Raw genomic sequence first — 19,861 nt, forward strand, 5'->3', positions numbered from 1 at the left:
GTCTGCGAGGGGCGAACTGTCCTTGTCATCGCTAATCGGCTCTCGCAGGTCCGCTTCGCCGACCGCATCCTGGTGCTGGAGGGCGGCCGAATCGTAGAGCAGGGGGTGCATGCTGAGCTGGTAGAGCTCGAAGGGTCGTATACGCGGCCTTGGGCCGTGAGGCGTGTGGGGCGTGGGGAGGGGTAGATGTTTGGAGCAGTCGAGTCGGAGCGAAGTTCGTCAATGATCGGCCGGAGACTCGACCACTGAGCCCATCCTGTCGTGCGGTCAATAGCCTCGGCAGGTAGACAGCCGAAGCTCGCGTCACTCTGAGCGACTTGACACTCGAGGGCCATTCCCTCCCGATCGTAAAGAGCTGACGAGGCACAGGTGTCATCCTGCGAGCCTCGCCAAGGAATGGAGAGCCCACCCCGATCGACAAGACTCTGTCAGAATATTCGTCCTGACCCGTGACCCCCACCACTAGGACCTAAGGCTCTTCTGGACGATGCGTCAGATAGCGTACTGTCGCGGGACAGGCCACCGGACGGGTCTTACGGGACACCCACTTCGGGATCTTGCCGTTATGCCAGAACAGCGGCGGGCATGACCGGTAAGGGCTGTCCGAACGGGCCGGCGAGATCCCAACCGCAGACAGCCGAAATACGAGACGCCACCGTGTCGATGCTTAGGGCATACTTTGACCATGCACTTTCCTTTGATCCCAGGATACGAAACCCATGACGGACCGACGACCCTGGGGCGCCTCTGGGCGCGCCCAGACGGCTTCTATCCCACAAGTCTTTGGCCAGAAGCGGAGCTTCTGCGTATCTGCCCTGAGCCGACGGGTTGGCTGACCATCGAGGAATATTTCCACCGGACGAACGGCATATATGGAGGTACTCACTGCATCATCATTGATGCCGAGTCTCGAGATCAGGTCTTACAATCGGGCACCGGCTGGTCCGGGCAAAGTGAAATCGGCAGGGTCGAGGTTTGGAATGACGAGACTTTCTCCGACGGTCTAAGCGCAAGCCACGATCTTGAGGGTAGCCTGGCCTTCTTCTCTGCTGTCCGGGAACACCACCGGTTCGTGAACCCTACCTTCGAGATCACACCCACCTTCCTCTGGTACTGGGACGCCTTTCCTAGCAATGGCGGCTGGTCCTATTTCGACTCGGCAGGTCGTAGCGTCGAATTGATCCGGATTGCCATCTCTATGGATGAGTGGAAGGTCGAAGTCTCGGCTTTGGAAATGCGCACGTTCCTGGCCGCATCAGGTCGTGAACTTCTCGTCCAAAAGGACTACACACTCCTCACAACCGACAAGATAGCCCCATTCAGACGAGTCGAAGACAAGCACCGCACGCCCTGGTCCCACTTCGATTGGTTCGCAATGGAGGATGAACGCTCCAGTGAGACAACCGCATTCTCAAACGTGATGGGCAAGTACATCGTGACCGGCACAGTCACCGCACGGGTACGCCGGGTCGACACACGGAAGGAGGATAAGAACTACATCGAGTACATCCACGCGATTGACCCTCGCACGGGCAACATGAGTCTTCACACGTGCAATCCAGACATGCTGGGCGACTATGGGGACAGTTCGCGGATGCATTGGATGACTCCCGTCTACTTCAGTCGCGAAGTGCTCAACCGGTACACGAGCGAGCCTCACCGTTACAAGGTGACGGCGGGTCACATCTGGTGCTTGGACCTCTGGGGTCTCGACATCAGCACTAACACTGCCGGACTGGTTGAGGTCTACCTCGGCGAACTTGGTAGGCTTCCCGAAGGCGAACAAGTGCACTGGCGCGCTTATAACGTCCCTCCCGAGGGAGAAATGGACGAGGGGCGATTCCGCCGAGACTTCTTGAACCAGTCTATTGGGTCGCCCGATCCGGCCGGCGACCTTCGGCGAGCCCGACGCAGGGCGGCCGAGGTGACCACTGCGTTGCTCGGATCGCCAGTCTGGCGTGACCTTGATCCTCAGGCGGCTACCGAGTTCGAGGCGCTCGTTGGTCCCGCCAACAATGATCCAGCAGCACTGACGGCTCCCACAATCACTCTCACCAAATCGCTGGTCGACGGAATCGATCCTGCGCCGTTAAAGAAGTATCTCGGTGGCAACGAACCTGGTGAGAAGTCGATCGCGCTCTTACGTCGTCTGCTTTTGTCCTTGGGTGACACCCAAGACTCTGCAGAGGTCTTCGCTGCCCTCCAGGCGTTCCGGTCCGCGGGCGGGGTCGCTCACCTTGGCGGGTCGAAAGCTAACGCGGCGAGGGTCCGGCTTGGTATCGAGGGAATGTCGCCGTCAGATGCCTTTGCTCACATGACAGTGGCCCTGACCAAGGCGCTAAACCGCGTCGCCGACCTCGTCGAGGAAAATGCGGCTACCTCGGCAGCCGAATCGACCTGACGTCCACGGCTGAGCCTGACGCTCCCCAAAGTTCTGACCCTGTTCGCGAAGGCAAGAACTCAAACGGTTTACGGACAAGCTGCACCGACCTTGGCTCGCGAGCTACGAACTTAGCAAGAAAGTAGTAGGTGTCACATCGCAAGTTGAGGTCCTCATGCGGAGGGGGTCCAAGCTCCCCAGCTTGGGATGTGCTCCAATACGCCGCTGCGCCGATCGTTCGGTTCGGGCAGCTACTTGTGCCAGAGCATCAGCAAGTTTTCACGACCGGAATCTTGAGCGGTCCGCGGCCAACCCAGACACGACGAAAAAAACGATGGGATAGCGAAATGTCGAAAGAGCGCTCCACTCCGCGACCGATCAGGGCGCGTACTGCCCGGCGTGCAGCTGAGCGGGCCAGGCGCAAAGACAGTGCCCGCGCCGAACGTCGCGGTCGCCAAGTCCCCGCGACTGTCGAAGGATTCAAGACTGCGCTGGCCAACAGCGGGTATGACGGATTAGCCGAGGCGTTGATCTCGCGACACAACCAACGCATGGAACGCCTGCAAGTTGCGGGAGAAACCATGCAGCGATGTACCTTCCCGGTTCTGTCAGGCCATCTGCCGATGCAGCTCGTCGCTGAGGAACTTGGCGCCCATCCCGGCCGGATGCCTTTCTACAGCGGTCGTACTTGGCCCGACCATCTAGCGTGGGGGTTGGACAGCGTCGCGGCTTCGGTCCGGCTCATACTTGCCATGCAACCAGTCGGTGCAGCGGTGCTCGCCCGCACTCAACTCGAACGCTGGTCATCGAACCTGCAGTTCAATAGCGGTCTTGATCAAGCCTCGGGCGAGGACACCGCCGCATGGTTGACCCGCCTTTGGGGTTCGCCCGGGGCACCTCTGCCCCCTCGGACTTCTATCGTGGGCAATCTATTCGCCGACCTCAGCGAGGTCATGCATGGCCGTGGACCACTGATGCCACTGGTCTGGCTCGACGTTGCCGACATCACCGATCTTCCGAGTCCCGAACACCTTCGACTCGTAGACACCTTGACTGACACTCTGGTTGTGAGCTTGACGCAACTGCGCAGCTGTCTGACGTCAGCGGCCCAGGCGAAGGACAGGCTCGCACTAGCCAATGTCGCCGCTGCCATCCGACTTATCGCTCCCACCAATGGCTGGGCACGCGATGTCGCGGCGACTGTTGCCCCCCTGATCCCTAGTCATTTCGCCAGTCTGGACGGGCAAGTTGGGGCGCTCGCCACAGGCTACATCGAGACCATTGACTCACTACGCCACGGTCAAGAACCCGAGAACCCATCGGAATTGTGGCCGCTGTTCGCGTTCGGGCACCAGCGGTATCGCGCGCTAATCGCGGCAAGGATGGCATTCGATCACGAGCGCGACATGCTCGGCGAACGCTTCGGCGAGCACGGCATCGAAAAGTTGATGACCAAATCAGTCCTCTCCGGCGAGATGGCCGCAATGCTCGCGGTGTGGCTGCGCCAGCGGAACACTGTGCCACTGGCCGCGGATGCTTTCGCAACATGTGCCTCGGCATTGAGGTCGGCGCACTGGCTATGGCTTGAAGACGACGACCGGGCGATGGGATGCCTGCGGTGCGTGATCGAACAGCTCGCGCGTGCCCGGACCTGGCGGTTGAAGCCAGATCGGGCAGCTAAGATCGAAGCCAGGCAGAACGCCACCCCGCGCGACTGGATCGAGGCCTCGGGCTGGCGTCGCCTCCGTCAGCTGAACTGGGCCCTCGGTGAGTTTGCGCACGGCTCGACCGACGCAGACTGGGTTCGGGCCCGTGAAGCACTAGTTGCCCTGCAATCCGATCCCCAGGACGAACTAGCGCAGTTCACCGGGCGCACCCATGCCCTTACCGCTCTGAGCTTCATGGTGTCGGTGGAGTGTGCGGCGTGGACCGACAAGTTCAGCGCTGATCTCGGCAAGGCTTACCGCGAGGTCATTCGCATCAACAACGACCAGGCAAACCTGGCGGTCGAGGAGTTGTTGAACCAAGCGTGGAACGCGCGAGCCACCCGGCCGCGGACATCAATGGGCCGTGCACACGACGACAATGCGGCGTCGGCTGACGCGTCGTAATCCTCTCTCAATCCAATCAAGCGGAACCCCGTCGCCCAGCAGTGAGCTGAGTCTGCTGAGCGGCATGACGCCGTCTATGCGACAATCCGCTTCCCTGGCCCCCTACCCAGGCAAAGACTGTTCAAACCCTATCGGACTTCGCAGGTACAGTTGCCATCTAGCGAGCCCCGGCAGAGAACAACACATCATCTTCTTTGCTTCATCAGCCTTCAACGTTAGTGAAGACATCCCAAACATGCAGCTGAAGACGAAGGAACCAGTTCCCGCGGACGAGCCCCCGCAGGGGCCGGCCCGCTCTCAGCCCGAGCCAAGCCCCCTCACTCCCACTCAGCCGTCTCCGGGTCCACCCCATGCGCCCGGGCGTTCTCGTCGATCAGCGCCTTGAGCCAGGAGCTCACGCCCTCGCCCTGCTTGTCGTAGTGCTCAGCGAAGCGCGGATCGTCCACATAACTGCGGGCGATGAGCACGTGCTTCGAATGCGTGATGTCGAACCACCGGCCAATAGACGCCCTGTGCGCCTCCGCCAGCCGGTTGCCCTCCTCGGACCCGGGCTGCACACCGGCGCGGTGCGCCTCGCCCAGCTCCGCTTCGAAGGCGTCGACCTCCTCCTTCACGCGCTTCCAGTCCTCAGCGGACATCTGCTCCTTGACCCGCTCGCCCTGCGCCCATTCGGGGGTGTCGGACCACTTCTCCTTGGCCTCTTCCTCCCACTTGGGGTCCCAGTCCGAGCCCAGGATCTCCGCCTGCTGCTCTGCCGTGAGTCGCTTGCCCATGTTCTCTGCCTCCATCATCTGCTCCACTGCGGAGACCATCTCCTGCAGGCGGGCGATGCGGTCGAGCAGCTGCGCATGCTGGCTCTCCAGGTGCGCCGCGACGTCCACCTCCGGATCGTCGAGCACCTGCTGGATCTTCGCCAGCGGCATGCCGAGCTCGCGGTAGAGCAGCACGCGCTGGATCCGGGCCACGTCCTCGGCGGTATAGATCCGGTAGTCGGACCACGTCCGCGTCTGCGGGCTGACCAGCCCGATCTCGTCCCAGTGGTGCAGCGTTCTCACGCTCACCCCCACGAGCTCGGCGGTCCGCCCCACGGTGAGGCCTCCGTCATCTGTGTGCGTGCTCATCCATTCATCATCGCCCACGAGAAGAACTCTCCGGCCTCACGCCGCGTGAGGGTCAAGCCCTGCAGTGCCGCACCTCCGGCACACCCACCTCCGTGCTCAGCGCCTCCGGCACCGCAGCGGAACGTTGCGCAAGATCAACCCGCCGCACCCCGCACTCACCACAGCGCACGTAGAGCACCCAGCCCTGCGAGGTGGCGTGCCGGGACTCCACCTGCCAGCCGTGCTCGTGCGCCCGGGCCACCTCGGGCCCGGGGGAATCCACAGCGCCCGAGGTGGGCTCGAGTGGGGCGGGCACAGGCCAGGTGGGCTCGGGCAGGGCAGCCTCGCGCATATCAGGGGATGCAGCCTCGGGCGCGGCGATAGTCCTAGCAACCACCTCTTCTTCTCGTTTTCTCCTCATGCCACCACAGTGATGTAATGGTCTTATGCATCTCAACCCTTACGGAGAGTATGCCGTCGCCCTCGCCGCCTCCCTGGCGAACGACTGGCCCGAGGACAGAGCCGGGATCGTCCAGCGCACACGCGAAATGGGCATGACGGTGGACTTCCCGGAGGAATCCGGGGACGTCCAGGCGGTCCGCCGCGTCATCGACGAGTGGCTCACCGTCGTGGACGCCCCCGATCCCCAGACCCGCGCCCTCCTCCTCAACGCGCACATGGCCGCCGCCACCGCCTACCCCCGCCTCACCGACCACAACGACGAGGGCTGGCACCTCCACTACCGCGACGACGACGCCCGCTCGCTCCCCCACGTGCTCTCCGCCGTCATCAGCGTAGGCACCGCCCTGCACCTCACCACCCGCGGCATGCACCGCCTCCGTCGATGCGCCGCCGGTCAGGAGGCCGGCGATCCCTGCGAGGCGGTCGTCGTGGACCTCACCCGCAACGGCCGGCAGCGGTACTGCTCCGTGCGCTGCGCCAACCGGGCCGCCGTCCGCCGGCACCGGGCGCGGGCCTCGGGCGCCCTCTGACGCCGAGGCCCGCTGGCCAGGCGGACGCGCACGCCGCGACGGAGCAGACGGGAACGGCGCCCCGGAGCGTTCGCGTCTGCGGATCCGCCCTCACACACCCCTCTGCGCGGGGAATCCGCAGACGGGAACGGTGCTGACTCTGCTTCGCGTCTGCCCAGCGAGCCGCTGCCCACGGAACCGGCCCGGCCACACCTAGCCGAACGACGTCACACGACCTCGCCCGCGTCAGAACCGTGACTGCACAGATCGGCCTGCCCGTTCAGTTTTCCTTGTGGTCCCTGCGCCGCCCGGCCTACCGTCGTCTCACCTGGCTGAATAGCCGTTCAGCCCAGGGCATCCGAGCCCACGACATCGATGAGGTGGACGCAATGGCAGAGCAGCGCTGGACCCGGCCCGAGGCCTCGGCGGCCGAGCGCATCCGCGATGCCGCGATCGACCTCTACGGCCGCCACGGCTTCGACGCGGTCACCCTCAAGGACATCGCCGCTGCGGCGGAGGTCTCACCGTCGCTGGTCATCCACCACTTCACCTCCACGGCCGGGCTGCGCCGCGCCTGCGATCTCCATGTGACGGAGCAGGTGCGCAAGGGCAAGGAGGACACGATGCAGAAGGGCGTCCTCCCGCGCAACTACGTCCTGGACCTCATGCGGACCTCCAAGCCGCTCCTGCTCTACCTCTTCCGCGCCTTCGCCGCCGGCGGGGAGGCCACGGACGCCCTCTTCGACCAACTCGTCGAGGACGCGGTCGAATACACCGACCAGGCCGAACGCATGGGTCTCGTGAGCCCCAGCGCAGATCCCCACCGGCGCGCGGTCCACCTCCTCCTGCAGGGCTTCGGCTCACTGCTGCTGCACCGGCAGTTCCAGCGGCACCTGGGCATCGATCCCCTCGAGGGACCTCTCGAGGACCTCGGCGCCTATCTCGCCGGAGCGATGGAGATCTACACCCGGCCGCTTCTCAACATCCGCGCCTACCACAACCTCATGGACCCGCGCCCCGCAGCCGGCGCTCCCACCCACCCCACGACCCAGCGGACCTCCCACGAGGAGAACCGCCAAGACACGCACTCCCACGAGGAGACCACCCGGAAAGGCAAGGAACCATGACCGGCAACCACCCTGTCATCGCCGTGGAGGGGCTCGTGAAGAGCTTCGGCTCCGTCCGCGCGCTCGACCGCCTCGACCTCAGCATCGCGCCCGGCGAGGTGCACGGCTTCCTGGGCCCCAACGGCGCCGGCAAGTCCACGACGATCCGCGTCCTCCTGGGCCTCCTGCGCCCGGATTCCGGCACCGTCCGCATGTTCCGCCGCGACCCCTGGAAGGACGCGGTGGAGCTGCACCGCCGCCTCGCCTACGTCCCCGGCGACGTCGAGATCTGGCCCAATCTCACCGGCGGCGAGGTCATCGACATGTTCCTCCGCCTGCGCGGCAGCTACAGCGCCCGCCGCCGCAATGAGCTCATCGAGCGCTTCGACCTGGACCCGCGCAAGAAGACGCGCACCTACTCCAAGGGCAACCGGCAGAAGGTCGCACTCATCGCGGCCCTCGCCGCGGACGTGGACCTGCTGCTCCTCGACGAACCCACCGCCGGCCTCGACCCCCTCATGGAGGTCGTCTTCCAGGACGTCATCCGCGAGGCCCGCGCCGACGGGAAGTCCGTGCTGCTCTCCAGCCACATCCTCGCGCAGGTCGAGGCGCTCTCCGACCGCATCTCGATCATCCGTGCAGGCGCCATCGTGGAGTCGGGTTCGCTCGCGCAGCTGCGCCATATGACGCGGACGAGCGTCGAGGTCGAGACCGCCCGGTCCGCGCAGGCGCTCGCACAGGCGCCCGGTGTGCACGACTTCCGCACGGCGGGCGAGCGCACGCTGTTCGAGGTGGACGGCAACCAGGTCGCGGGCCTCATGCGCGAGCTCGCGCCCCTGGGCATCCGCTCACTCGTGGCCCATCCGCCCACCCTGGAGCAGCTGCTCATGCGCCACTACGGGAGCGAGCTCAGCCCCCAGGACCGCGCGGAGCAGGCTGGTCCGGGTCCCGAAGCGCCGGACCAGCTGGGCCAGTCGGACCCGCCGGGCCAGTCGGACCAGTCGGGCCTGACCGCCGAGGCGCCCGCCCAGTCCCGCGCCACCGCTCCCGCCGGGCGGGCCGAATCGCACGCCCCCGGGGCGGCAGCTCCCGCCCCGGCCACCACGTACCGCCGACCGGCAGCACACTGAGAGGAGGAGCCATGCCAGTCACCACGCACGGCACCCCGATGCCGGCTCCCCCGCCCGCCGGAGCAGGCACCTCGGGCGAGCACCCCGCCACCCCCGATCCGGCCTCGGGCGCCACCGCCCGGGTCCGCCGAGGCCATTCCGGCGCCCCCGCCCGTACCCCCGCCCGCGGGCGCCGTCCCCTCGCCGGCCTCGGCACCCTCCTGCGCCTCATGCTGCGCCGTGACCGCATCCGCCTCACGGTGTGGGTGCTGGGCGCCGGGCTCCTGGGCTTCTACTTCGCCCACGCCATCCAGACCATCGCCGAGGACGAGGAGCAGCTGCGCAGCCTCGCCGGCCTGTACGCGGATCCCATCGGACGGATGATGGTGGGGCCCGGCTTCGGCATGGACGCACCCACGCACGCGCGCTTCTACGCCGCCGGCTACGCGCTCTTCCTCTACATCCTCGTGGCCCTCATGAGCATCTTCACGGTGGTGCGCCACACGCGGGCGGAGGAGCAGACCGGCCGCGCCGAGCTCCTCCGCGCCGGTCCCGTGGGCCGGCACGCCACACTCGCCGCCGCACTCCTCCTGGTGACGGCCGCGAACCTCGGCGCGGCCGCACTCATCGCCGCCGGTGCCCTCACCGCCGGCTACGAGACCGAGGGCTCGCTCCTCGTCGCCGCGACCTCGGCCGCGGTGGGTCTCCTCTTCGCCGGGGCGGCGTCGGTGACTGCGCAGCTGAGCGAGTCCTCGCGCCGGGCCTCGGCGATGGCGGGCGGGCTGCTGGGGCTGGCCTACCTCATCCGCATGGGCGGGGATTCCGCCGAGGTGGGCGGCAGCGCACTCTCCTGGGCCTCCCCGCTGGGCTGGTCGCAGCAGACCGCGCCCTATGTGGACGACCTGTGGTGGCCGCTGGCGCTGCTGGGCGGTGGTGCGGTGCTCCTGGCGCTGCTGGGCTTCCTGCTCTCCACCCGGCGCGATGTGGGTGCGAGCCTGCTGCCGGCCCGCCTGGGCAGGGCCGAGGCCCGGCCCGTCCTCGGCACTCCGCTGGGTTTGGCGGCTCGCACGCTGGCCGGCGGTCTGCGGGGCTGGGGCATCGCCCTGGTGCTGGCCGCACTGATGTTCGGCGCCTACGCCCAGTCGATGGTGGACGCGGCGGACTCGCTGCCTGAGGAGATGGCGCAGATCTTCGCCGGCGAGGACCTCATGCGCGGCTACCTGGCCTATATCGCGCTGTTCATGGGCGTGTTCGTGGCCGCGGCCGGGGTGGGCGCACTCCAGCAGATGCGCGGCGAGGAGGTCCGCGGGCGGGCGGAGTACGGCCTGTCCGTACCGGTGAGCCGTACGACGTGGCTGGGTGCGCACCTGACGGTCATCGCAGGCGGGCTCCTCCTCATCCTCGCCCTGGTGGGAGCGGCGATGGGCGTGGGCGCCGGGCTCTCCCTCGAGGTCGACGGCTGGTCGCACTTCCGGGACCTCTTCCTCGCCGGCCTCCTGCAGGCACCGGCGGTGCTGGCTGCTGTGGGGATCGTCGCCGCGCTGCTGGGCTGGCTGCCGCGCCTGGCCGGTGCGGTGGGCTGGGTGCTGGTGGGGTTCGGCGGCGTGATGTCGACCTTCGGCTCACTCCTGGACCTGCCCGAGGCCGCCCAGGACCTCAACCTGTTCGGCCATCTCGCGGAGTACCCGGTCGAGGAGGTCGAGTGGGCGCCGGTGCTCTGGCTGCTGGCGATCGCGGCGCTGGGTATGCTGCTGGGCATACTCGGCTGGCACCGCCGCGAGGTGGGCCGGGTGTGAGGTGGGAGGCGAGACATGGTGAACCTGACGAGGATCGCGCGCCTGCAGCTCCGGAGCGGAGAACCCTGGCCTCGCAGATGGAACTGGCTGCTGAGCCGCCCCGAGGTGACCGGGGTGACCGCCCGGTGGGTCATCTCTGTGGTGCTCACCGTCAACGGGATCATGAACGGGCTCCTGCGACTCACGCCTGTGCTGGGGCCACCGGACGGCGGCCTCGGTCTGGCTCTGAGCCTCGTGGGCGCGCTGCTGCTCCCCCTCGGACTGCTCTACGCCTGGAGCGCAGTGCGACTCCACCGCATCCACGGCACTCTGGCAGCCGGGGCCGCCGCGCGATAGGCACCTCGGTCTCGCGGCCGAACCGCCCACTCACACCCACCCTCCCCACGCCCGCCCGGCAGCACCAACCCGCGCCACCCGCCAAGGCGAACCGCCCGCCCGGCAGCACCCGCTCGCTCCGACTGGTCGAGGCCGGCGCGGCGCAACCGCCTGCCTCTAGTGCGGCATCGAGAGATCCCCGGGCTGCAGGCTCTTGGTGACGCGCTCGATGATGGGTCCGCAGAGCTCGCTCAGATCCTCCGGATAGGTGAGGACGAGGACGGTGCTGCCTCCCGAACCCACATGCCGGCGCTCGTATTACACCTCCCCGTCCGCGCGGTATCCGGAGAGCACGAACCAGTCCTCCCGGGCCGCTTCATAAGTCACACTGGCGCCCTCACCTGCAAGTTCCTCTCGCCGCTGGTCCTGGCACGCGGCGACGGTGCCGTCCCCACCGCAGCCGCTCAGGCCGGTGTTCGTCCCGTAGACCCGCATCTCCGCGGGCCCCTCCGGAGCCTGGAGGGTGAGTCCGTCGCCGTTGTCGGCCTCGCGCTGCGACCAGCCCTCCGGCACCTCGACGGAGAACCCGTAGCGCCCGTTCGCGTACACGGAGTACTCGCCGGTCGTATGGGTGCCCGCAGGCACATCCGCGCCCGAGGCCCCTCCCCCACCACCTGCGCCGTTGCCGCTGCCTGCGCCCTCCTGCTCTCCGGTGCCGGACTGCGCACCGTCACCGGCGCCGCCTCCTCCCCGCCCCTCGCCGGTGCCCGCGTCCTCGGGGCCGGCGGTGCCGTCGCCGGGCGGGCCGGAGGCCTCGGAGTCTGTGCCCTCGGTGTTCTCTCCTTCCGCGCCGGGCGTCGTCTCTGCGACGACCGTGCTGGGCTTGTCGCCGGTGCCGCGCTGCTGGAGGAGGACGAAGCCGCCCACCCCGAGCACCAGCACCAGCGCTGCCGCGAGACTCACCCAGAGCACGGGGCGGCGCGATCCGGTCACGGGGGTGCCGGAGGCGGCCGGGCTCGTGCCGAGCGCATCTGCACCTGACCCCGCGCCGGACGCGAGCGCGGGGGTGCCATATGCACCCGGACCCGCGCCGGCCTCGGCGGCCTCCGCCCTCGCCCCTCGCTGTCCTCCCGGGCCCAGAGCGGGCATGGCCCGAGTCTGCGCTCCCGGGGAGAACACCGGAACCGCCTGCGTGCGCGGTTCCTGCGCGGCAGGCAGCTCCTGTCCGGCAGGCGGCTCCTGCAAGGAAGGAGGGAGCGGACCGCCCGGGTCCTGCGTCTCCGCCTGCTCCCGCGAGTTCCACGGGTCCTGTGCCCCGTACCCGTCATGCCGCCGCGCCTCGTCGGGGTTCATCGCGCTCCTCGGGTCTCCGCCTGCGGACTGGATCCGCGCAAGGATAGACCCGACTGCCGGTGCAGCGCAGGCCCTTCTGCTGCACTCCCCGCACGCAGCAGACGGGACCGCCGCTCCAGACCCTTCCCGTCTGCGGATCGGCCTCCTCACACCCCGCAGAACGGCGAATCAGCAGACGGGAACGAGGAGTCCACCTGTTCCCGTCTGCTCAGGTCCCGTGCGTGCCGTCCACTCACACTCCACCTCGGCGCGCACCTCCCCCGCCGTTCAGGCACCCGCCGCCCAGGCACGCCCTCTCACACAGACGCCACCTCGGCCAGCGTCACCCTCCGGATCGCCGGACGGCTGAGCTGGAGACCGGCGCGGACCACCAGGATGCCCACGGCCACGGAGGCCAGGAGCGTGAGGAAGGTCAGCGGGGACATCACCATCGCCATGCCCGCCAGCGGCAGCACGAGCACGAGCCCCAGACCGGCGGCGAGCAGCGAGACCCAGATGACGGGCATCATCGTCGCGCGCACCGTCATCGCCGCGACCGTCCTCTCCTCCATCCCCGCGGCGTGGAGCTCGCGGAAGGTGGAGGACCGGTCATAGACGTCCGCAGTCTGGTTGAGCGCCGCGGAGACCGCGACGAAGAGGATCGCGATCCCCAGGGTCAGCAGGACTCCGGTGCGCATGTCCCCGCTGAGGTACAGCTGCTCCGCGGGCATGTGCGCATCGTCCGGGACTGCATTCACGATCGCCACGCCCGTGCCCGCGAACACTGCGATGAACGCCGTCATCGCGAGGCCGGACACGCGCCGCCAGTACTGCTTGGGATCGTCCTGCACGGAGCGGGCCGCGATGAGCCGGTCCGGCGTCTTCGCCCGCTGCGCGCCGATGTGCGCGATGAGGCGCACCAGGAGCACGCCCAGGATGTCGATGACGAGGAGGCCCATGATGAGCATGGCCAGCAGGGAGACGACGATCATCGCCATCGTCTGGCCGCCCTTCGTCAGCGAGAGCAGCACGCCCACCACCAGCAGCGCCGCGGCGCCGACAATGATCCGCGCCCACGGGAACTTCCGCTCCAAGGCGCGGGTGCGCACGCCCAGCGGGGAGATCACGAGCTTGCGCAGGCCCATGAGCGCCGAGGCCGCGCTCACCAGCACCAGCCCCAGGCAGGCCAGCGCGATCAGCCACCAGGGCATGACCATCTCCGCGTAGCCCAGCCCGGAGCCCTGGAAGGGGATGGCGCTCACGGGGAAGAGCAGCAGGAAATGTCCGATCACGCCCAGCGCCGTGCCGATGAGCGCACCCACGATGGGCTGCGCCACGGCGAGGACGGTGATGGTGGACTGCGAGGCGCCCAGCAGCGAGAGGCTGGAGAGGCGTTCCGTATCGCTGCGGGCGGCGAGGTTGGCCGTCGCCTGGCCCAGGGTCACGGCGGGGACGAGGAGGAGCGCGGTCGCGATGCCGGCGAGGATCTTGTAGAAGCCCAGGACCCCGCTCTCATCAGCGGCGGTGTCCCAGTACATGAACGCCCAGAGACCACCGGCCACCGTGAGGAACAGCATCGAGCAGGCCGCGAAGGCCGCGATCATGAGCAGGCCCTGAGCGGAGAAGAGCGTCTTGGTGCGCAGCACCAGCGGCAGGAGGCGGGATGCGGACCTCATCGCGCACCGCCCTCCTGCTGGGCGTATCCCGCACCCCCGTAGGTGGAGGCCGCGACCGCTGAATCCGCGACGATGCGGCCGTCGGCCAACCGGACGGTGCGGCGGCAGGTCGCGGCGACCTTCTCGTCGTGCGTGACCATGATGAGCGTGCGGCCTCGGCCCACGGTGGTGTCGAGGAGGATGCGCAGAACCTCCGCCGAGGTCGTGGAGTCCAGGGCGCCGGTGGGCTCGTCGGCGAAGATGACCGCAGGCTCCGTGATCTGCGCGCGGGCGATCGCCACTCGCTGCGCCTGCCCGCCGGAGAGCTGGCCGATCCGCTTGTTCGCGTGCTCGGCCAGGCCGAGGCTGCCCAGCCACTCGCGGGCGCGGGCGGTGGCCTGGGCGCGGGGAGCGCCCTTGAGCATCGCGGCGACTGCCACGTTCTCCTCCGCCGTGAGCTCCGGCAGGAGCAGGCCCTGCTGGAAGACGAAGCCGAAGGACTCACGACGCAGGCGGGTGCGCTCCCCGGTGGACATGCCGGTCACCTCGGCGCCGGCCGCCTGCCCTGCCCCCAGGGTCACGGTGCCGGAGTCCGGCAGGATCATGCCCGCCAGGACGTGCAGCAGCGTGGACTTGCCGGAGCCCGAGGGCCCCATGATCGCCAGCGACTCACCCTGCGGGACGACGAGGTCCACGCCGGCGAGCGCATGCGTGGGACCGTAGGCCTTGAGGAGGCCGCGGGCGGAGATCGCCGGTGCGGTGCCGCCGGGAGCTGCCGCCGAGGCTGCGGAGGGTGCGACGTGCCCTGCGGATCCCGGCTGGGCGGGGGCTGCGCCCACCGCGTTCGCAGCAGGCGCGCCGGAGGCCGGAGCGGAGTGGGCTGCCGCATGTGCGGGAGCCGCGTCGGTCGTCGAGCCGGGAGCGGCGGCGTATGCGGGCGCGTGCGCCGGTGCCGGCGGTGGTGTGTGCACGGGCTGGGAGTGGGGGTACGTGTTCATGCCTCCACTCAACCGCGCGGAGGGGTGTGCGGGCATCGGCCCAGGGGATGGTCTTGGAGGCAGACCGGATCATCCCCGGAAAACCACCGGGCCCGAGGCGTCATCCCCGAGGATGATGCGCCGACCCTCGTGCGCGGAGCCGCGCTGCGCCACGGAAGCGCAGAGGCCCTCTTTTCGCTCACGGGCACCGTGCCTCCGCGTCGCCACGCCCTCTCACCCCACCGCTGCGAGGATCCCCGGCACGGACAGCACCGCCACGTAGTAGCCCATGAAGAGCACGCCGGCGTGCACCTTGACGGTGCGGATGAGCGTGCCGCCCACCAGGCCGACCGCGGTGACGACGAGCAGACCCATGAGGCCGCCCTCCCACAGGCTCACGACCACCACGAGGCCCACGAAGGCCGCGATGATCGCCTCGTGGCTCACCTTCGTCACCACGAAGCGCGCGGCCGCATGGGCGTAGCGCATCGCGAAGGGGTAGGCGATGACGGTGGCGCACACCGCCGCGAGCAGGCCGTAGACCAGGAACTGCGGGGTGGACATGAAGGTGGAGATGTTGTTGATGATGCCCGCGTCTGGGTTCGTCTCGAACACGGGGGGCGCGTTGAACAGCGGGGCGGCGGGGCCGGCGGCCACGGGGCTCAGCGGCAGACCGAACGCGATGAGCGGAATGAGGGTCTCCGCGATGTACGTCGACTCCGTGGTGCCGTTCTTCGCCGTGATGACGCTGGTGAGCCGCTGGTAGCCCTGCTTGATGCGCGCGCCCACGATCTCGCCCATGAGCACGGTGACCGCCACGGGGGAGAACACGAACGTCGCGCTGGAGACCACGGAGGTGGCGGCGGTCGCGGTCACCTGGGTCCGGTCGAGCACCTTGAATGGGTTGGGGAAGGTGCGCCCGGCGGCTTTCGCCGAGCCCTTCGCCGCGCCCGAGGCCGCCGCCCCGCCCGCACCCGCGCCGCCGGCCCTGCGACTGCCCCGGACCACGGCCGGCCGCACCTCCGGTGCCAGGAACACCTTGGAGGGCGCGTTCCTGCGCATGCCCGCACGGTTCTGCGGCACCAGCACCGTCACGAGGTCGAAGATCATGGGACCGATCGCGATGCCCAGGAAGTAGCTGATCGACAGCGAGACCTCGAAGGTGCCCGTCCATGCCTGGAGGCCCAGGATGAACACGACGAACGGGACCAGCGCGACGATGCCGCCCAGCTTGGCCTGCGAGGAGTAGGCGATGCCCGCCGCCGCCACGAGGAAGATCCACGGCGCGAATGCCGTGATGAGATCCCCGAACGGGGAGAGGATCCACGCGAACAGCACCGCCGCCGGGATCGCGATGAACGCGGAGATGACGGCACCGGACACGGCCTTGCGCAGCGCCAGGTGCGGCAGTCCCAGCTGGCGCATGCGCGTGGCGTCCTCGAGGATGGGCACCGCCAGCGTGTCGCCGGGGATGCCCAGGAGCATCGTGGGGATCGCGTGCGTCATGTGCTTGGAGATCGCCGCGGCGAGGAAGAACGTGAACACACCGGCCGGCGGCACGCCGATGAGGATGACGACGAGCGTGAGCGGCGCGATCGTGGCCGTCTCGTCCGTACCGGAGACCACGCCGATGAGCGTGAACACCACCGCGCCGATGACGCCCATGAGCACGGCGATGGGCAGATCCATGAGGAGGGCTTCCATCAGCGGCCTCCCTCCTTCCCGGCGGAACCGCCGTCAGCACCCTCACTGTCTGCGGCAGAGCCGGAGACCGCGCCCGAGGCGCCGGTCCCGCTGCCTGCCTGTGCTCCGGCAGAACCGCCGTCAGCACCTGCACCGTCCGCAGCCTCGGCGGCGGCTTCCGCGTCACGGAACTCCTGTGTGAGACCGGCGGCCTCGAGCTCGCTGCGGGAGAGCTCCGAGGCGTCCTCGAGCGTGCCCAGTCCGCGGCCCTCCGCGCCCATCTGCGCGATGGTCTCCGCGATCCTGCCGGACTCGTGCGCGTCGTCGCTGACGATGCGGGAGGGACTGGTCACCCGCGCGGTGATGACACCGGCCACCAGACATCCGCCGATCCCGGTGATGAGCGACCAGACCTCCGCCATGTCCTCGCCGAGGCTCATCGCGTCGAAGAGCGCTCGGCCTCCGTAGAGGCCCACGAGTCCGCAGACCACGCCGGTGAGCACACCCGCCAGCAGGCGCCTGCCCCTGACGGTGTCTCCCCAGACGCTGAGGTACTCGCCCTCCCCCGCGTCCGCTGTCTTCCCAGATGCACGCGACACTGCGCGTCCGCCTTTCCTCGAATCCGTGCCCGCCCCGGTGGGGGCGAGACCTGCCCGCCCCGGTGGGGGCGGGATGTGCCGCCCCGGTGAGGGCGACGTGCGCCGCCGGCGGCGACGCAGGAGCGCGCACCGCCCCGGTGAGGACACGGTGCGCGCGGCCCCGGCCGGGACGCGCCGCGCTGTGCCGCAGAGGTCGGAGGACCCGTGCGGTCGGCGCCGCCCGCCTCAGCCGGAGGCGGTGGTGCGGGTGAGCGCTCGCTTCACAGCGGAAGCGCTCGTACGGCCCAGGGCGCGGTCCACCGCGTCCGAGGCCGCGGCCAGTGCCGGCAGATCGATCCCCGTCTCCCAGCCCAGGCCGTGGAGCATCCACAGGAGGTCCTCGGTGGCGAGGTTCCCCGTGGCGCCCGGTGCGAAGGGGCAGCGCCCCAAGCCGCCGGCGGAGGCATCGAACTCCCTGATGTCCGCCTCCAGCGCCGTCCGCACATTGGCCAACGCCTGACCATAGGTGTCATGCAGGTGCAGCGCCACCTGGTCCGCGCGCACGCCGGCGTCGAAGAGGTCACTGAGGACCGCCTCGATCTGTCCGGCGTGAGCCACACCAATTGTGTCCGAGACGACGACCTGTGCACAGCCAGATTCGAGCAGCTGTGTCGAGGCCCTCACAACCGCGCTGCGGACCACCGGCCCCTCCCAGGGATCGCCGAAGCACATCGAGAGGTAGCCGCGCACGCTCGCGCCCTGTTCCCGGGCGGCGCGGGCGGTCTCACAGGCGAGGTCGACGCTGCCCTGCAGGGTGGTGGACATGTTGGCCCGCGCGAAGGACTCCGTGGCGCTCGCGAAGACGCCCACCGCCCGCACCCCGGTCTCGAGCGCTCGCTGCAGGCCGCGGAGGTTGGGCACGAGGCTCAGCAGTCGCAGATCGCGCCCGTCGCTGCCCTCCGTCGAAGCCGCCTGAGCCGCGAGCGCGCCGGCGACGGCCTCGGCATCCGCCATCTGGGGCACCAGGCGCGGGTGGACGAACGAGGCGACTTCCAGCGAGGTGACACCTGCGGCCAGCAGCGACCGGCAGAAGTCGATCTTGAGCTCCGTGCTGAGCACGCCGGGTTCGGCCTGGAGCCCGTCGCGCGGGCCCACCTCGTGGACGGTGACGCGGGAGGCGGAGACCTCGCCCGAGGCGCCCCACAGCTGCGGGGCGGACGCGGTGCCCGCCCCGGCAGACGCAGGACCAGCAGGACCAGCTGCGGCCTCGGGCACGGCACCAGCGAGCGCCTCCCCCGCAGCCGCAGGCCCAGCGGGTTCGGCACCAGCGGGCCGGGGCCGCGGATCGAGAGGACCGGTGAGCGGGTAGAGCTCGGGCATGGGCTCAGGCCCTTCCGCTGCGGAGCTGGGCGAGGATCTCCTCCGCCCGGTCGCTGCGGATGACGCCGGAGGCCACGAGGGCGGCGGCGACCTGCGAGACCTCCTCCGCACTCGCACCCGCGGCGACGGCCACCGTGCGGGCGTGCAGAGTCATGTGGCCGCGCTGGATCCCCTCCGTGGCGAGCGCGCGGACGGCGGCGACGTTCTGGGCCAGCCCCACCGCCGCGATGACGCGGGCGAGCCGGTCCGCGGAGTCCGGGCCGATGATCTTCACGTTCGCCTGCGCGACGGGGTGCGAGCGGGTGGCTCCGCCCACGAGGCCCACGGGCATGGGCACCTCGAGCGTGACCTGCAGACTGCCGTCCGCGTCCTGCTCGTAGCGGCTGAGCGAGGTGTAGGTCCCCTGCGCGGAGGCGAAGGCATGGCAGCCGGCCTCCACGGCACGGGTGTCGTTGCCGGTGGCGAGGACGACGGCGGTGATGCCGTTCATGATGCCCTTGTTGTGGGTGGCCGCGCGGTAGGGGTCCGCGTCCGCGAAGGCCGCGCCCTCGAGCATCTGTGTGACGACCTCGGGCCCGCCCAGGGAGTCCGGGGTGAAGACCGCGCGGGCGCGGACCAGGCGACGGTCGGCGAGGTTCGTGAGGATGCGCAGGCGCGCGGTGCCGCCGGCGATCTCCCCGATGAGGTCCGAGGTGCGCTCGGCCATGGAGTTCACCGCATTGGCGCCCATCGCGTCGCGGACGTCCACGACGAGGTGGACGACCACGTGGGTGCCGCGCGCCGTGTCCACGATGCGGGGGACGATGTCGAGGCAGCCGCCGCCCAGGCCCGCCAGCACCGGATCCACCTCGTTCGCCGCACCGATGAGCTCCTCGCGGCGCTCCAGCAGACGGGACTTGGCCGCCAGCGGGTCCGGCACGCCCACCACCTGCACCTGGGCCATCATGACGGGCCCGGTGGAGGAGGTGCGGAAACCGCCGGTCTCCCGCGCCCAGCGTGCCGCGTTGCTGGCGGCGGCCACCACGGAGGGCTCCTCCGTCGCCATGGGGACGAAGACGTCCTCACCGTCGACGGTGAAGTTGGTCGCCATGCCCACCGGCACTCCCAGTACGCCGATGACGTTCTCCACGAGGACGTCGGCCGCCTCCACACTGAGGCCGCGGGCGGGTTCCAGTGCCGCGAGGTCTGTCTCGTTCAGACCGGTCCTCTCCCGCAGCCCTTCGCGGCGCTGAGCGGGGGTGAGATCCTTGGTTCCGGACCAGCGTGACGTTGTCATGTGCACCTCTTCGTGAGTCGTGAAGCCTCGTGTGGGAGTCACACTAGGAGGCACCGAGCACACTCGCTACGTGTATGAGACACATCTCCGTG

General features: G+C 69.1%; 16 protein-coding genes and 1 pseudogene. 7 read left to right on the forward strand and 10 right to left on the reverse strand.

Annotation, left to right across the window (positions count from 1 at the left end):
* Positions 1-685 precede the first annotated feature (685 nt).
* Together ABD240_RS06910 and ABD240_RS06915 are read left to right on the forward strand one after the other, a co-directional pair.
* Entirely contained in the window at positions 686-2,401 is a 1,716-nt protein-coding gene (locus ABD240_RS06910; protein ID WP_344336508.1) for a hypothetical protein, read from the forward strand.
* A gap of 530 nt (positions 2,402-2,931) precedes the next feature.
* On the forward strand, positions 2,932-4,491 hold the full coding sequence (locus ABD240_RS06915; protein ID WP_344336510.1) for a hypothetical protein: 1,560 nt from the start codon (positions 2,932-2,934) through the stop codon (positions 4,489-4,491).
* Positions 4,492-4,808: 317 nt separating this feature from the next.
* On the opposite strand, the gene ABD240_RS06920 is transcribed toward ABD240_RS06915, so the two are convergent.
* Together ABD240_RS06920 and ABD240_RS06925 are read right to left on the reverse strand one after the other, a co-directional pair.
* Positions 4,809-5,612, reverse strand: a complete 804-nt coding sequence (locus ABD240_RS06920; protein WP_344336512.1) for a MerR family transcriptional regulator — start codon at positions 5,610-5,612, stop codon at positions 4,809-4,811.
* A gap of 52 nt (positions 5,613-5,664) precedes the next feature.
* The gene (locus ABD240_RS06925; RefSeq protein WP_344336513.1) at positions 5,665-5,988 is read right to left on the reverse strand and encodes a hypothetical protein; all 324 of its coding nucleotides are present in this window, start codon (positions 5,986-5,988) and stop codon (positions 5,665-5,667) included.
* A 49-nt stretch (positions 5,989-6,037) separates the two neighbouring features.
* Here ABD240_RS06925 and ABD240_RS06930 point away from each other — a divergent pair, with 49 nt between their 5' ends.
* The 5 genes and pseudogenes from ABD240_RS06930 (at position 6,038) to ABD240_RS06950 (ending at position 10,909) form a co-directional block, all read left to right on the forward strand.
* Positions 6,038-6,583 (forward strand): CGNR zinc finger domain-containing protein, encoded by a 546-nt coding sequence (locus ABD240_RS06930; RefSeq protein WP_344336515.1) that lies wholly within the window; start codon positions 6,038-6,040, stop codon positions 6,581-6,583.
* 368 nt (positions 6,584-6,951) lie between these two features.
* Positions 6,952-7,689 carry a TetR/AcrR family transcriptional regulator gene (locus tag ABD240_RS06935; RefSeq protein WP_344336516.1) on the forward strand — a complete coding sequence of 246 codons (738 nt, stop codon included), beginning with the start codon at positions 6,952-6,954 and terminating at the stop codon, positions 7,687-7,689.
* Positions 7,686-8,582, forward strand: a pseudogene (locus ABD240_RS06940) (ABC transporter ATP-binding protein); the annotation flags it as partial. The gene ABD240_RS06935 and the pseudogene ABD240_RS06940, both read left to right, overlap by 4 nt.
* A 227-nt stretch (positions 8,583-8,809) precedes the next feature.
* On the forward strand, positions 8,810-10,573 hold the full coding sequence (locus ABD240_RS06945) for an ABC transporter permease (RefSeq protein WP_344336518.1): 1,764 nt from the start codon (positions 8,810-8,812) through the stop codon (positions 10,571-10,573).
* A gap of 15 nt (positions 10,574-10,588) precedes the next feature.
* Complete coding sequence (locus ABD240_RS06950) at positions 10,589-10,909, forward strand: hypothetical protein (RefSeq protein WP_344336519.1); 321 nt, start codon at positions 10,589-10,591, stop codon at positions 10,907-10,909.
* A gap of 156 nt (positions 10,910-11,065) precedes the next feature.
* On the opposite strand, the gene ABD240_RS06955 is transcribed toward ABD240_RS06950, so the two are convergent.
* From ABD240_RS06955 to ABD240_RS06990, 8 genes are all read right to left on the reverse strand, one after another.
* Positions 11,066-11,191 (reverse strand): hypothetical protein, encoded by a 126-nt coding sequence (locus ABD240_RS06955; protein WP_344336521.1) that lies wholly within the window; start codon positions 11,189-11,191, stop codon positions 11,066-11,068.
* 15 nt (positions 11,192-11,206) lie between these two features.
* The gene (locus ABD240_RS06960; RefSeq protein ID WP_344336523.1) at positions 11,207-12,241 is read right to left on the reverse strand and encodes a hypothetical protein; all 1,035 of its coding nucleotides are present in this window, start codon (positions 12,239-12,241) and stop codon (positions 11,207-11,209) included.
* Positions 12,242-12,537: 296 nt separating this feature from the next.
* Positions 12,538-13,896 (reverse strand): ABC transporter permease, encoded by a 1,359-nt coding sequence (locus ABD240_RS06965; RefSeq protein ID WP_344336525.1) that lies wholly within the window; start codon positions 13,894-13,896, stop codon positions 12,538-12,540.
* A complete protein-coding gene (locus tag ABD240_RS06970; protein ID WP_425547002.1) occupies positions 13,893-14,624 on the reverse strand; it encodes an ABC transporter ATP-binding protein in 732 nt (243 codons plus the stop codon). The genes ABD240_RS06965 and ABD240_RS06970 overlap by 4 nt, the downstream gene beginning before the upstream one ends.
* A 462-nt stretch (positions 14,625-15,086) precedes the next feature.
* A complete protein-coding gene (locus tag ABD240_RS06975) occupies positions 15,087-16,556 on the reverse strand; it encodes a tripartite tricarboxylate transporter permease (protein ID WP_344336528.1) in 1,470 nt (489 codons plus the stop codon).
* Entirely contained in the window at positions 16,556-17,134 is a 579-nt protein-coding gene (locus ABD240_RS06980) for a hypothetical protein (RefSeq protein ID WP_344336530.1), read from the reverse strand. The genes ABD240_RS06975 and ABD240_RS06980 overlap by 1 nt, the downstream gene beginning before the upstream one ends.
* Positions 17,135-17,359: 225 nt before the next feature.
* Complete coding sequence (locus ABD240_RS06985) at positions 17,360-18,493, reverse strand: hydroxymethylglutaryl-CoA lyase (protein WP_344336532.1); 1,134 nt, start codon at positions 18,491-18,493, stop codon at positions 17,360-17,362.
* A gap of 4 nt (positions 18,494-18,497) precedes the next feature.
* Positions 18,498-19,769, reverse strand: a complete 1,272-nt coding sequence (locus ABD240_RS06990) for a hydroxymethylglutaryl-CoA reductase, degradative (protein ID WP_344336534.1) — start codon at positions 19,767-19,769, stop codon at positions 18,498-18,500.
* Between the last annotated feature and the right edge of the window lie 92 nt (positions 19,770-19,861).

The sequence above is a fragment of the Brevibacterium salitolerans genome (assembly GCF_039531405.1).
GTDB classification, from domain to species: Bacteria; Actinomycetota; Actinomycetes; order Actinomycetales; family Brevibacteriaceae; genus Brevibacterium; species Brevibacterium salitolerans.

Excerpts from the sequence above, each read along its gene's own strand:
- ABD240_RS06910 (WP_344336508.1), top strand. The coding sequence starts at position 686 with ATGCACTTTCCTTTGATCCCAGGATACGAAACCCATGACGGACCGACG.
- ABD240_RS06915 (WP_344336510.1), top strand. The coding sequence starts at position 2,932 with ATGGAACGCCTGCAAGTTGCGGGAGAAACCATGCAGCGATGTACCTTC.
- ABD240_RS06920 (WP_344336512.1), bottom strand. The coding sequence starts at position 5,612 with ATGAGCACGCACACAGATGACGGAGGCCTCACCGTGGGGCGGACCGCC.
- ABD240_RS06930 (WP_344336515.1), top strand. The coding sequence starts at position 6,038 with ATGCATCTCAACCCTTACGGAGAGTATGCCGTCGCCCTCGCCGCCTCC.
- ABD240_RS06935 (WP_344336516.1), top strand. The coding sequence starts at position 6,952 with ATGGCAGAGCAGCGCTGGACCCGGCCCGAGGCCTCGGCGGCCGAGCGC.
- ABD240_RS06945 (WP_344336518.1), top strand. The coding sequence starts at position 8,810 with ATGCCAGTCACCACGCACGGCACCCCGATGCCGGCTCCCCCGCCCGCC.
- ABD240_RS06950 (WP_344336519.1), top strand. The coding sequence starts at position 10,589 with ATGGTGAACCTGACGAGGATCGCGCGCCTGCAGCTCCGGAGCGGAGAA.
- ABD240_RS06960 (WP_344336523.1), bottom strand. The coding sequence starts at position 12,241 with ATGAACCCCGACGAGGCGCGGCGGCATGACGGGTACGGGGCACAGGAC.
- ABD240_RS06965 (WP_344336525.1), bottom strand. The coding sequence starts at position 13,896 with ATGAGGTCCGCATCCCGCCTCCTGCCGCTGGTGCTGCGCACCAAGACG.
- ABD240_RS06975 (WP_344336528.1), bottom strand. The coding sequence starts at position 16,556 with ATGGAAGCCCTCCTCATGGATCTGCCCATCGCCGTGCTCATGGGCGTC.
- ABD240_RS06985 (WP_344336532.1), bottom strand. The coding sequence starts at position 18,493 with ATGCCCGAGCTCTACCCGCTCACCGGTCCTCTCGATCCGCGGCCCCGG.
- ABD240_RS06990 (WP_344336534.1), bottom strand. The coding sequence starts at position 19,769 with ATGACAACGTCACGCTGGTCCGGAACCAAGGATCTCACCCCCGCTCAG.